Genomic DNA, 13,073 nt, shown 5'->3' with positions numbered 1-13,073 from the left:
TAGCGACAGAGTGACGACAACATGAATAAGTTATTTGCTGACCTTTATCGTAATAATAACGTCTACCTTACATAAGGCGCTATGCTGTGCATAGCACAATAAGGAACTTATGTTTCGTTATGAGTCAAATCACTGTTTATAATGTCGTTTATTCAAGTGCGCTGAGACTAGCCTTAGGGTACAATCAGCCTGCTTATACAACTTGAGTCAGTTGTCAATTTATGTTTCATGAGCCCTTTAACCATGGCTTATGAAGTGTATGCCTGAGCCAGTTAGGATTGAAAGAGGACCTGCATGTTTACCTCCAATATGACCATTGCTGCCTACGACCCTGAGTTGCAATCTGCCATTGAAAGTGAAGCTCAGCGTCAGGAAGAACATATCGAACTTATAGCCTCAGAAAATTATGCTAGCCCGCGCGTTATGGAAGCTCAGGGCTCTGTGTTAACCAACAAGTACGCAGAGGGCTATCCTGGTAAGCGCTACTATGGTGGTTGTGAATACGTTGATGATGTTGAGCGTATTGCTCAGGAGCGTGCCAAGCAGTTGTTTGGCGCTACCTACGCTAATGTTCAGCCTCATTCAGGCTCACAGGCAAATGCAGCAGTTTACATGGCACTGGTTAAACCTGGTGATACTATTCTTGGTATGAGCCTAGCGCATGGTGGGCATTTAACACACGGTGCTAAAGTAAGCTTCTCTGGTCGTATTTATCATTCTGTTCAATATGGAATTAATCCTGAGACAGGTGAAGTAGATTATGATGAAGTCGAAGCATTGGCCTTAGAGCATAAGCCTAAAATGATTGTTGCTGGTTTCTCTGCTTATTCTCGTGTGATGGATTGGCAGCGCTTTAGAGCAATCGCGGATAAAGTAGGTGCATTTCTTTTGGTGGATATGGCTCATGTGGCAGGCTTAATTGCAGCGGATGTTTATCCTAGCCCACTGCCTCATGCTCATGTGGTCACCACTACAACTCACAAAACGCTGGGTGGCCCTCGTGGTGGTCTAATTTTGTCTAGCCAGGCTGATGAAGATCTACAGAAAAAACTCAATTTTGCGGTCTTTCCTGAAAGCCAGGGTGGACCTCTTATGCACGTTATTGCTGCTAAAGCAATTTGCTTTAAAGAGGCGATGGAGCCTGAGTTTAAAGCATATCAACAGCAAGTGGTTCAAAATGCACAAGCCATGTGTAGTGTATTCCAATCAAGGGGCATCAAAATTGTTTCAAAAGGGACTGATGATCACCTGTTCTTAATGGATTTAATTGGCAAAGAATATACCGGTAAGGATGCAGATGAAGCGTTAGGTCGCGCTAATATTACAGTAAACAAAAATGCTGTGCCTAATGATCCTCGATCTCCATTTGTCACAAGTGGTCTACGGATTGGTACTCCAGCAATCACTCGTCGTGGTTTCCAAGAAGCTGAGAGTAAAGAACTCGCAGGTTGGATTTGTGATGTGTTGGAAAACATTAATGATGAGCAAGTTATCGCGAGTGTGCGTGAAAAAGTAAAAGCTATTTGTGCTCGTTTTCCTGTTTATGGTAAATAATGAGCGCATAACGAGTTATATTTGTATAAAAAACCCAGCATTTGCTGGGTTTTTTTATGGAGTTTTAATGGGAGGAGAGTAAGTTCTTTGTATATATTTAGAAGGGCTTTCTCCCAATTGGCGTTTAAACATTGTGGAAAAAGCAGATGAAGACTCATACCCCAGGCTTAATGCAACGTCTGTGATTGATTTGCCTAGGTCTAATAATTCAAGCCCATGTAAAATAATTAGGCGCTGTCGCCATTGATTGAACCCCATTCCTGTATGTAGTAGAAATAAGCGTCGCAATGTTCGAGCTGATGCGCCGACTTTGTTTTCCCAATATTCAAGTGGTGTTCTGCGAGTAGGGTCTGAAAGTAAATCCTTAATAATGGGTTGTAATCGGCGATCAGCAGGTATCGGGATATCGTAAGGAATAATCATTGCAGCACTTAATTGGTCTACAAGGACTTGCCAGATACGCTCTAAAAAAATATCAGGAGAATCGGAGCTAGGAAAGTTCATCACATACAATATGAGCTCTTTCACTAAAGGGGAAATTTCAATTACACTTGTTGGTTTATTGATTTGTTGAGTCCAGATTATATCGACATAAATGCTTCGGTATTGAACTTCTGTCAGTGTAGTGACCTGATGATCAACATGAGGTGGTATCCAAACAGCTCTATTGGGAGGAGAAATAAAACGCCCTTCTGAGGTATCAACCTGTAGCACACCTCTTACCGCATATTGCAGTTGTCCCCATTCATGTTGATGTCGAGGACCAAGGTTGCCCATGGGAACATCCTTCGTTCGGGGCATAATACGTTGTAACAACTGCTGAGGTATGCTCATGGAAATTGACCATTTTGCAAAGGTAGTTGGCCATTCATAAAGCGTTCTAAGAGCCAAACTCACGTATTATATTGTTTAAGTATGTTGTTCAATATTACCAACACTTTTTTCGATAATGTAATCATAAACGTACTTAGAACGCTTAACAACATGCTTTAAGACATTGTTAGAAAGCACGAGATAGGATAAATCAATGACTAATGAAAGTGCTTTAAGCTGGCCAAATGAACCTTTAAAACCAAATGAAATTATAATAATAGTACTCCAGTATAAATAAAATGAATCGAATCTTAAAAAAGATCTTTATGAGTAGGTAATTAAATGAAGTTAATAAAACAGCATCACCAGCCGTATTTATTTCTTGTTTTATTGGCTGTTGCAATGCCATTTACATTTTCAGTATGGAATGTGCAGTTAAATAATGCAGTTGTAGAGCTTGCCAATTTTACGGGTAAGGAAATTGGTATGCTACAAAGTATTCGAGAAATTCCGGGTTTATTAGCGATATCCGCAATTTTATTTTTACTGTTTATTTTAGAGCAACGCTTTGCTGTTTTAGCACTCGTGTTACTGAGTACTGGGGTTGCGTTAACTGGACAGTTTACAACTGTATGGGGATTTTACTTAACCACGTTATTAATGAGTTTTGGGTTTCATTATTTAGAAACCACAAGAGATTCGTTAGCACTACAATGGCTTCCCAAAAAGACGGCACCCACACAATTGGGAAAGTTGCTGGCAGTAACATCATATAGCTCTTTAGCCGCTTATGGTATGGTTTGGTTACTACAACAGCTAGCATTGAGTTATGAAGTGATTTATCTAACTGCAGGTGCTATTGGACTATGCTTATCGAGTTATTTGTGGTTTAAGTTTCCTATTTTCGTGCAATCCGCACAACAGCATAAAAAATTAATCTTTAGGAAAAAGTACTGGTTATTTTACTTGTTGACATTTATGAGTGGGGCTCGGCGACAAATTTTTATTGTATTTGCTGCATTTATGATGGTTGAGAAATTTCACTATAGTGTGAGTGAAATTACCTTATTATTTATCATCAATCATATCGTCAGTATTTGGTTGGCACCTAAGATAGGTAAAATGGTACAGCGATTTGGAGAACGTCTTACGCTTTCTCTAGAGTATATGGGGTTAATAATTGTTTTTACGGGCTACGCCTGGGTTGAATCCAGTGAAATTGCCGCTATGTTATATGTGGTTGATCATATCTTTTTTGCTATGGCCATTGCATTAAAAACGTATATGCAGAAAGTGGTCGATGAACAGGATATTGCCGCAACAGCTGCAATGAACTTTACAATAAATCATATTGCTGCGGTCTTTTTGCCAGTCACTTTAGGGGTAGTGTGGTTAACATCACCTGACTTGGTGTTTTACATTGGTGTATTGCTTGCAATACTTTCATTTATGCTTGTCCAACTGATTCCCTATACTCTACGACAAATCTCGCCCGTTGGTCAGCTGGTCATTAACGCTGAAGGTTGATTTATCCTAGGATAGGAATTAACGCAGAAAGGCTGATTTTTCAGCCTTTTGACCTTACCTTCTTTAACAAAACATCAGGGAGTATTTCACTGTAGCCTTTAACTGTGCGAGAATTAATTATAAAAATAATACACTGGAGTGTGACATGTTAAAGGATTCGTTTTATCCTCCGCAGCGAACCCTGATGGGGCCAGGCCCTTCAGATATCCATCCTCGGGTGTTACAAGCATTAAGCCGTCCTACTATTGGTCATCTTGATCCCTGTTTTATTGGGATGATGGATGAAGTCAAACAGCTGCTGAAATATGCTTTCGTCACTGAAAACGAAGTAACGCTTGCTGTATCAGCTCCAGGTTCTGCGGGTATGGAAGCTTGTTTTGTCAATCTAATTGAACCAGGTGAAAAGGTCATTGTGTGCGTTAATGGTGTTTTTGGTCAGCGAATGGCTGAAAATGTAAAACGTTGTGGAGGCCAACTCATTACAGTAGAAGATGAGTGGTGCCAGCCAATTTCTATAGAAAAGTTACAATTAACCCTGGAACAGCATCCTGATACGATAGCGGTTGCATGTGTTCATGCAGAAACGTCTACAGGTGTAAGGTCTGATATTGAAACTGTTTGTCAGATTGCTCAACAGCATGGCTGTTTAACAATAGTTGATACCGTCACAGCACTGGGTGGTATCCCACTTTATGTTGATCAGTGGGGAATTGATGCAGTTTATTCAGGCTCACAAAAATGTTTATCTTGTGTACCCGGACTGTCTCCTATCAGTTTTAGTCCAAGCGCTGTTGATAAAATTAAATCACGTAAAACAAAAGTTCAAAGCTGGTTTTTAGATCAAACGTTGGTGATGGAGTACTGGGGAAGTAAAACAGCAAGAACCTACCATCATACAGCGCCTGTGAACTCGCTTTATGCTTTACATGAAGCGTTATTAATGCTTAAAAAAGAGGGTTTAGAGCAGGCGTGGCAAAGACATGCAGTGATGCATAATCATCTTTATCAAGGGCTGACAGAATTAGGTATCAAGTTTTTAGTTGATGAGCGCTATCGTTTGCCTCAATTAAATTTAATTGCCATACCCGAAGGGATTGACGATGCAGCTTTTCGTAGTCATTTGTTGAGGCATTACAATTTAGAAATTGGTGCAGCAATCGGTGGATTAGCAGGAAAAGCGTGGCGGATCGGTTTGATGGGTTATGCTGCGAAAGCCGAAAATGTGGCTTTATGTCTAAAGGCATTTGAGGAAACACTGAAGATGATGCGGCAGTAATTAGTTTTCATCCCCATCATTATTTCATGGTGGGGTAATAAGCAAGCATCGCGATGGAGATAATTAGAAAACTGGTTACAATTTAATTTTCTGGAAAGCTATAGTGTGGAGAGTAAAACTCCACACACTTTGTGGGACATTTAAGCAGGAAATATTTCTTCGAGTTTGTGGGCAACGCCATGATTATCGCTGCTTAATGTGTTTTCATAGTGAGACAATGAATGACGTAAACGATCATGTGCATTCGCCATAACTACTGGCATGCCAACTTGAGATAACATTTCATAATCATTCATGCCGTCACCAAATGCTACTGTCTGCTCTAGAGAAAACCCTTTTTCTTTAAGGACCTGCTGCAGAGCTTGTCCTTTATTAACATCCTTAGCCATGACTTCTAAACAGTTTGGAAGACTAAATGCTGCACTTACTAAATCACCAAACTGTTCATTAATTTTCTTTTCTAACTCAATAAGAGGTTCAGGTTTACCCGCAAAAAAGACTTTGGCTACATTTTCATGATTTATGCTAAACAAATCAGCAAGTGAGTAATTGAAACCAGAGCTTTTATTAAAGTCGAGTAATGCCTTATTGGGTTTAGATACTAGCCATTGATCTTCTTTATAAATATTAAGCAAAGTTTCTTTTGGTGCCATTTCCAATAAAGGCTGGACAATCTGTTGCGGGATATCTTGTCTAAAAATTGCCTGGCCCTGTTTATTATGGATGCGTGCTCCGTTGCAGGTAATCAAGAAAAGATCGAGTCCAAGGTTTTGGGCGATATGTTTAACGTCGTGATAATGACGGCCTGTAGCAATAATGAAGCGGATACCTTCATTAACAATACGATGTACAGTGCTGATGGTTTGTTGACTAAGGGTGTGGTTTGAGTCAAGCAAAGTGCCATCTAGGTCTGAAACAACAACCTTATACATAAATTACCCCTATTCATTGAGGCGCAAATAGTAGCATAAGATAATAATATTTGTCTAAATAAGGGACTATGCATAAATATAGGTAATCTATAAAATTGGTAAGTTTATCGATGAAAATGCCTAGCATTTAGGTGGTTTTATCTGGAGCATAAAAAAAGCCCCTTATGGGGCTTTAAATGGAGAACTGGATATTTTCGTTGTAATTAAAAGGATAATGGAGGACGAGCCGTGCTAGCCTGATCAACAACAGTAGGCATATGATTATGCTCAACATGTTGTTGTGAACCAGGTTCAGCAGGTATTTGGTCGCCCATTGCATATGGATGTGATTGTTTCCAGTCATCTACTAATTGGCTTAGCCACTGCTGATATTCATTAGCGTAGTTACTTGCTAATGTCTGTATGTGGCTGTTGTAAGCATCAATTTGATTATTTCTTAAGTATTCAGCAAGCTTTAAGTGTTCTGCTGAGTGTTTTTCCTGTAAGAAACGATGCAAAGTATAGGACCAGTGATAAACCATGGAGGTACCCGATGAGTAATCCATGTTCACAATTTGCTGGAGTGATGGACGAGCAGCAGGACTGACACTGCTTACGTCATTCATACCGCGAGGAAAGTCAGAACGCCATGCGATGAACTCTGCTAGCCCTTCTGTCCACCATGTGGTTTTGTTTAATGGATAGTAAGCAAAACGTCCATACAAGTCGAAACGGCCATCAAGATAGTGAACATATTCATGGTTTAGATTCCATATATCCCACTCTTTACCATTGGGACGTTCATAGACAAATAAACGAGCTTGGTTTTCGGCTTTATTGGGTTCACCTTCAATGTAGATACCACCATTATTTGTAGATATCTTGTAAAGTAATGCACCAAACTTTTTATACAGTGATGATTCATCAAATATAACAAGCTCTAAATCAGTATTGTTATCTTCGTTAACTGGCGTCCAGTTTGTGGCCATAAGTGAATGGAAATCATACTCTTGGCGTTTTAGTCGTTGGCAGACTTCAGTCACTTGATTGGAGTCTAGTTGCTGATAACGTAAACGAAGCGTATTGCTACACTGATGGGAGTATGGTAATACTTCACTTATCGTGTACTGGTAACAGAAATTAGCAAACTCTGTTGAACAGCTATTTTCTGGATTATTTTTCCGTGTTTTAGCTACATAGTAACTATAAAAGTTAGCTTTTAACTCTTTTTGATCACTATAATCGTTATGATTTTTAATTAATTTAACTGCAGCAGTATCTAAGCGTTTATTCCAGCTTTTCTCATTACTGATAAATAAATTACCTAACGCTTCAATGGCATTCATGAGAATAAATGGGTCTTTGCGTCCATAACGATCAACCCAAATACCTAACGCTGAATGTTTACCGAGGTTACCAAGATCTTCAGGCAGGTTGGTCGCTAATAATGCTGACTTAAGTGCACTATCAGACTGATTAGGTTGTGTAACCTGGAACCCTAAAATATCGATAGTGGTTGTTAATTCGAAGATCGCCGTGCTGTAACCTGCTGTACCATTAACGGACGCTGCATTTTTTACTAAGTGATCGACAAGTTGATTTAGTATGGCAACATGTTTAGCAAAAAATGAATCAGTTCCTGGAATACGTATGTATCCATTTAGCGCAACAACATAACCTTCCATTGCCACAGCAGCATCAGGTTTTACCTGATAAAAGTCGCTCATTTGAGTAACCTTTAAGAGCGCTTGATCCGCTATTTTCGCAACGGATGGCTTTATATTTTTGACTTCTCGAGAGTAGTTCCAGCCTCTTAAATAAGTGAAAAGCTGTTGTAAGTCTTTATCTGAAATATCATTCTGCTCAGCGAGGAATGCCAGTGCTTGGAAAATTTGGCTTAGCCCATCAGTAGATACATGATTAAAGTCATCATTATAAAATAATCGTGTATCAGTAGTATTCAGGACATTTTTTACTACGGCAGGAAAGTCATTTCTACTTGTCCAAGACGAAGGATAAACAGATTGTGTAGGGTTGGTTGTTTTTGGCTGTTCTGGATTAGTAGGCTTTGTTGGTTTATTTGTTGTAGTTGGTGTTGTCGGTTTAGAGGGGGTAGTGGGCTTTGATGTTGTTGTTGGTTTAGTAGGCTTAGTAGGAGTTGTTGGCTTGTTTGTTGTGGTATTGCCATTAAACAGTAAATGAACTTGTGAAACATTAGAGTCTGCTTGACCATCATTCACACGAAAACTGAAGATATCCTTAGTGACGTTTTGGTTAGAAAAATAAGTGAAGTCACCTGTTTTAGCATCAAGCTTCAATTGTCCATATTTCGGCCATGAAACAACTGTGTACGTTAGTTTATCTTTGTTGGCATCTTCACCCCAGGCATGGCTTTTTAGCAGCTGACCAACGGTAACATAGTTGCTTTGGCCTAAAGTTTTTGGTGGAGTATTGTTTTTGGATACCGTTTTAGAAGGTTCAATGATTAGCTGAACGACAGAGACATTAGAGTACTGTTTTCCATCTGAAACACGGAATTTAAATTCATCGTAATTAGCACTCGGTGAAGTCACTGTATAAGTGAAGGTGCCCTTATAATTATTAAAATTAAGTTTTCCGTGGGCGGTCGTTGTCACTAATTCATAGTAGAGTTTTTGTCCCTCTGGATCATTTCCCCATACCCATGCATTAAGCGGGTCTCCCGCTTTAACTTGGTTGCTTTGACTCATGGTAATAGGTGCTTGATTAGCAAGTGCTGCATCACTGAAGCTGACACTGGCGAGGGCACTAAGACATAAGGATATTGATATATTAAGCGATTTCTTGCGGAAAACTGCCATTTTCTTAACCCTGAGTAATAATTATGTGTTTAGCGTGGCGAATTATGAATTGTTTAAAAAGAATGGTATTGAAATGGTTCACATTTTAAACGTGCGTTTGTCGGTTTAATATATTGCTTTGTTAGACAAACTGATTGTGATGTTATTTGTTGTACTAAAGTACTTTAAAATAATAGCTATAGAAACACTGTTTTTAATAACAAATTAACACATTAAGTTTGAGAATTATTAACAGAAACGTCTTTAAGTTCCACATTTCAGTGATTTTTCTGATTATTAGGATGTACAGGAGTGTCTTGAACAGTTGCCTGTGGAGTTAGTTAACATGGTAGGGGGCATTGGCTTGGGTTTTGCCCAAGAGTGAGTTGCTAAATAGTGATGGGGTCAGCACTCATGAGTTGAAACACTTCGTTTGTGTGAGGACTCTAAGAAGATAGAATAGCCTGCCTTTAACCCTGAAAGAGCAGGTTACGATATCAACAATGAACTGGCTAGTTAGAAATGTATTAATGTTGGATACTACAGATATCAGTCTTTTGAAGATTATAGGTATTGCAACCTTAATGTTATTAGCAACTCAAATAAGTATTAGTTTATTTTACTTACTTTTTTTATAAGAGTGCGTTTAAATAATTTCATTTTTTAACAATAAAGACTTTTTTCCTACCTTTAGAATAGTCCTGCTTTTACTCATAACCAGCCTTGCCTTCCTGTAAAGTCTGATATAATTAAATTACATGTATTCAATTAAAAAAATTATTTTTTAGCCCAGTTTTAAAAAATTATGGAAAAATGACTTCAATGAAAATTCAACTATTCAGTGATTTACACTTGGAGTTTGGTTCTTATCAGCTACCTAAAAGTGAAGCTGATGTAGTCATTTTAGCAGGAGATATTAATTTAGGGGCTAAAGGACTTGAGTGGGCACTTGATAGTTTTCCACAACAACAGATTATCTATGTATTAGGTAACCATGAATATTATCGCCATAGTTATCCTGGATTGTTAATTGAGCTAAGTAAGCATTGCCAGGATACAAATATTCATCTACTAGAAAACGCATCCATTCAGCTAGGCCATGTTATTTTTTACGGTGCTACACTGTGGACCGATTTTAAACTGTTGGGTAATGCAGGTGATGTTGCGAAACTGTGTCAGCAGAGGATGAATGACTATAACTATATTTATCACTCAACAGAACAAACAGTGTTATCAGTTAATCATACTGCACGTGTACATCAGTATTCTATTAGTTGGCTTGAGAAACAAATGACACATGATCGGCATGAGAGAACATTAACTGAAAATAACGTTACCAAACCTTTGGTACAAATTGTCGTATCTCATCATGCACCAAGTATTCACTCAATTCCTAGACATCAAAGGCAAGACTATATCAATGCTGCTTATGCATCGAACCTTGATTGGCTGATAAAGAAAAGGCAACCAAATTACTGGTTTCATGGTCATATTCATAGATCGCAAGATTATATGATCGGCAATTGCAGAGTGATGTCTAACCCTAGAGGTTATCCGATTTCGGTTAACCCTGAATTTAACGAGCAATGGGTAATTAGTGTTTAATAATATGAGTAAAATAAAAAGCCAGTTTTTTCTAGTAAATATAGTAACAGTGCTGGTGTTAGGTTACTGTCAAACAGGCGCAGCAAGTCAAACACAAAAGTTAGTTAATGCAGCTATTGAGCGAACAAGTCAAAAGGTAACCTACGATGGTCGTTATATAAACATTCCTTATCCAAATGGTGATGTACCCAATAATATAGGTGTATGTACTGATGTAGTTATTAGATCATATCGAAAGCTGGGTATTGATTTACAAAGACTTGTCCATGAAGATATGAAGCGGGCATTCGATACCTACCCGAAATTATGGGGGTTAACCAAAACAGATACTAATATTGATCACCGTAGAGTGCCTAATTTACAAACCTTTTTTAAAAGACATGGTACTGTTCTAGAGATTAGTGAGAATGTGAGTGATTATCGGCCAGGTGATATAGTAACTTGGTTATTACCTGGAAATTTAACTCATATCGGTATAATAATTGATAAGAAAAATATTTTTAGGAACAGACCTTTGGTTGTGCATAATATTGGTCATGGAACCGTTGCTGAAGATATGTTATTTGATTATAAAATAACAGGACACTATCGATATAAAACTCATAATTAAAAGCATCTCTTCGCAAGGCATGCAGGCATCAAAATATTTTTAACATCTATGCGTGTCTGCCAAGATGACACGATTAATACAGTTCAATGGGTTTTGGGTTATGCCTGAGCTGTTAAAAAATAGCCGACAAGCAGGCTTATCGGCTATATTGATGGAGGTGGTGTTCTAGAATATGACTTGTTATATGCAAACTCTTGCTTGAGTTAGATATTAAAGAATATGCCCATAATTCCAGGTTTCAATGGTATTTCCTCCATAAACACCACATACACCAAGTCCGTAAGCAGTAACAAGTGAGCCACTGGCTTTTGCAGCTAAAACCATGCTTAGGACAGCTTTCCCACCATCAGTTCCGGCATCAACTCCCAATGCGTTCTTATATGCACTATGCACACACGTTGCAGGAGTTCCTGTTATAGGTTTATTGAAATAAACCATAGCTTTTCCATCTCCATCTACTCGTATTTGAGTAACTTTTGCATTGCTGACGTGACCAATTGAATACACATTAGATGCTGCCAGTATAGAGAATAATGTAACGATATATTTCATCATAATTCTAACTTAAAACTACGCAGTATTATCCCATTAATTTAATAATATTAAATTAATGGCTGGAATTAATGCTGGAGTCCAGCGTCCTTCTTGATAAGGTGTAGACAGCTGCCAGGTATATGACCCGGAGGATTTCAAACAGGTTCCCTGAGCTGTACCTCTGCTGGCGATAAAGGTCCATCCTTCAACACAACCACACTTGCCTTCTTTCATTATTGCAGGTTCGAGCAACCTAAAAGGCTTACCTTGGTAAAGCCAACAGTAGCCGGCTGTTGCTCCATTAGGCAAATCAGCAAATGTTTGAGGAAGTGCCCCTTTAGGGCCTTTTTCACCTTTAATACCGGGTAAACCCGTTTCACCTTTAGTGCCTTTTGGGCCAGGGTCACCTGGAGGTCCTTGTTTACCTTTAATACCTGCAGATGAATCACTGCCATTAGACCCATCAATACCAGTTATTCCATCGGGACCTTTATCGCCATTCTCTCCTTGTTCTCCTGCATCGCCTTGTGGTCCATCTTCACCTTGAGGTCCCTGCTCGCCTTTTTCTCCAGGTTCCCCTGGGTTGCCCTGATCACCCTGTTCTCCAGGCTCCCCGATAATACCTGGGGCACCAGGTAATGCTTCAGTGACACAGGTATTTGCGTAATTAAATGAAAAGTATAAACATAGTGTTTCAGCATAAATCAGTGGTCTGGCATAAATGCGCACTTCATCTATTTCACCACTAAAAGGTGCTAATAATCCTTGAGCATCACCACCTACTGTAAATGGGCCTGCATGATGACTTTGTTTAAACGTCATCATATTGAATTCACCTTCATCAGTTAAAGGCACAATAGCACCATTTAATGACAGTGACACAGGCTTTTGGGTTTTAGCGTCAATATTGACTGTTAGTAGTTGCCAGTCTGATTGTGTATTTACTTTCGAAAGCGAAGTGGCTACATAATCAGAGCGATAATTACCTTCTGCTTGTATTTTGACTTTAATGATGCCTGATGAAGTTAAGATAACCTGAATTTGTCGTGAGCTTTCTTCGTACTCATAGTATTCACTAAAAAGAACTTCATCTGATGTGTTACTACTAATCAGTTTAAACCAGACAGATAAACCTAAACCATCTCTTAGTAACCAATCATTTCGCTTAGGCAGCAAAAGAGGATCACTGTTAAGCACAAATGAGGCGCCAGATTGTCCTACCGCATTAAAGTGACTATCAGAAAGATTATTAACGGTAGCCTGCCATGGATTAAATGCTTGGCTATTTAATACTTGATCATTTGAGTAATTATCAAAGGACCAATAACCTTGTAAATTCGCAGCAAAACTCATGGGAGATGATGCTAAAGCACTTAATACTAAAGGGTAGATTATTTTTTGTTTTTTCATCACTATCTCATTTT

At 38.8% G+C, this 13,073-nt stretch carries 10 protein-coding genes; 5 read left to right on the top strand and 5 right to left on the bottom strand.

The window, feature by feature from the left end; translation table 11 throughout:
* Positions 1 to 294 precede the first annotated feature (294 nt).
* Entirely contained in the window at positions 295 to 1,554 is a 1,260-nt protein-coding gene (glyA, locus tag ACQ96U_RS13550) for a serine hydroxymethyltransferase (RefSeq protein WP_431721798.1), read from the top strand.
* Between the two features lie 54 nt (positions 1,555 to 1,608).
* On the opposite strand, the gene ACQ96U_RS13545 is transcribed toward glyA, so the two are convergent.
* Positions 1,609 to 2,388, bottom strand: coding sequence for an AraC family transcriptional regulator (locus tag ACQ96U_RS13545; RefSeq protein WP_431721797.1), 780 nt, complete (start codon positions 2,386 to 2,388; stop codon positions 1,609 to 1,611).
* A gap of 321 nt (positions 2,389 to 2,709) precedes the next feature.
* Here ACQ96U_RS13545 and ACQ96U_RS13540 point away from each other — a divergent pair, with 321 nt between their 5' ends.
* Together ACQ96U_RS13540 and ACQ96U_RS13535 are read left to right on the top strand one after the other, a co-directional pair.
* A complete protein-coding gene (locus tag ACQ96U_RS13540; RefSeq protein WP_431721796.1) occupies positions 2,710 to 3,894 on the top strand; it encodes an MFS transporter in 1,185 nt (394 codons plus the stop codon).
* A 145-nt stretch (positions 3,895 to 4,039) separates the two neighbouring features.
* Positions 4,040 to 5,170, top strand: a complete 1,131-nt coding sequence (locus tag ACQ96U_RS13535) for a pyridoxal-phosphate-dependent aminotransferase family protein (RefSeq protein ID WP_431721795.1) — start codon at positions 4,040 to 4,042, stop codon at positions 5,168 to 5,170.
* Positions 5,171 to 5,310: 140 nt separating this feature from the next.
* Here ACQ96U_RS13535 and ACQ96U_RS13530 read toward each other — a convergent pair whose 3' ends face one another.
* Together ACQ96U_RS13530 and ACQ96U_RS13525 are read right to left on the bottom strand one after the other, a co-directional pair.
* Entirely contained in the window at positions 5,311 to 6,102 is a 792-nt protein-coding gene (locus ACQ96U_RS13530; RefSeq protein ID WP_431721794.1) for a Cof-type HAD-IIB family hydrolase, read from the bottom strand.
* A 203-nt stretch (positions 6,103 to 6,305) separates the two neighbouring features.
* Positions 6,306 to 8,921 (bottom strand): collagenase, encoded by a 2,616-nt coding sequence (locus ACQ96U_RS13525; protein WP_431721793.1) that lies wholly within the window; start codon positions 8,919 to 8,921, stop codon positions 6,306 to 6,308.
* 801 nt (positions 8,922 to 9,722) lie between these two features.
* Here ACQ96U_RS13525 and ACQ96U_RS13520 point away from each other — a divergent pair.
* The gene (locus ACQ96U_RS13520; RefSeq protein WP_431721792.1) at positions 9,723 to 10,505 is read left to right on the top strand and encodes a metallophosphoesterase; all 783 of its coding nucleotides are present in this window, start codon (positions 9,723 to 9,725) and stop codon (positions 10,503 to 10,505) included.
* Between the two features lie 4 nt (positions 10,506 to 10,509).
* Complete coding sequence (locus ACQ96U_RS13515; protein WP_431721791.1) at positions 10,510 to 11,115, top strand: DUF1287 domain-containing protein; 606 nt, start codon at positions 10,510 to 10,512, stop codon at positions 11,113 to 11,115.
* A 210-nt stretch (positions 11,116 to 11,325) separates the two neighbouring features.
* Here the strand turns inward: ACQ96U_RS13515 and ACQ96U_RS13510 are convergent, their stop codons facing one another.
* Together ACQ96U_RS13510 and ACQ96U_RS13505 are read right to left on the bottom strand one after the other, a co-directional pair.
* Positions 11,326 to 11,670 (bottom strand): hypothetical protein, encoded by a 345-nt coding sequence (locus ACQ96U_RS13510; RefSeq protein WP_431721790.1) that lies wholly within the window; start codon positions 11,668 to 11,670, stop codon positions 11,326 to 11,328.
* 33 nt (positions 11,671 to 11,703) lie between these two features.
* Complete coding sequence (locus tag ACQ96U_RS13505) at positions 11,704 to 13,059, bottom strand: LamG-like jellyroll fold domain-containing protein (protein WP_431721789.1); 1,356 nt, start codon at positions 13,057 to 13,059, stop codon at positions 11,704 to 11,706.
* Between the last annotated feature and the right edge of the window lie 14 nt (positions 13,060 to 13,073).

Source organism: Zooshikella sp. RANM57 (assembly GCF_050749885.1).
GTDB lineage: Bacteria > Pseudomonadota > Gammaproteobacteria > Pseudomonadales > Zooshikellaceae > Zooshikella.
This window is presented reverse-complemented; position numbering and strand designations above follow the sequence as displayed.

Coding starts and splice junctions, on each gene's coding strand:
- glyA (WP_431721798.1), top strand. CDS start 295: ATGTTTACCTCCAATATGACCATTGCTGCCTACGACCCTGAGTTGCAA.
- ACQ96U_RS13545 (WP_431721797.1), bottom strand. CDS start 2,388: ATGAGCATACCTCAGCAGTTGTTACAACGTATTATGCCCCGAACGAAG.
- ACQ96U_RS13540 (WP_431721796.1), top strand. CDS start 2,710: ATGAAGTTAATAAAACAGCATCACCAGCCGTATTTATTTCTTGTTTTA.
- ACQ96U_RS13535 (WP_431721795.1), top strand. CDS start 4,040: ATGTTAAAGGATTCGTTTTATCCTCCGCAGCGAACCCTGATGGGGCCA.
- ACQ96U_RS13530 (WP_431721794.1), bottom strand. CDS start 6,102: ATGTATAAGGTTGTTGTTTCAGACCTAGATGGCACTTTGCTTGACTCA.
- ACQ96U_RS13525 (WP_431721793.1), bottom strand. CDS start 8,921: ATGGCAGTTTTCCGCAAGAAATCGCTTAATATATCAATATCCTTATGT.
- ACQ96U_RS13520 (WP_431721792.1), top strand. CDS start 9,723: ATGAAAATTCAACTATTCAGTGATTTACACTTGGAGTTTGGTTCTTAT.
- ACQ96U_RS13515 (WP_431721791.1), top strand. CDS start 10,510: ATGAGTAAAATAAAAAGCCAGTTTTTTCTAGTAAATATAGTAACAGTG.
- ACQ96U_RS13510 (WP_431721790.1), bottom strand. CDS start 11,670: ATGATGAAATATATCGTTACATTATTCTCTATACTGGCAGCATCTAAT.
- ACQ96U_RS13505 (WP_431721789.1), bottom strand. CDS start 13,059: ATGAAAAAACAAAAAATAATCTACCCTTTAGTATTAAGTGCTTTAGCA.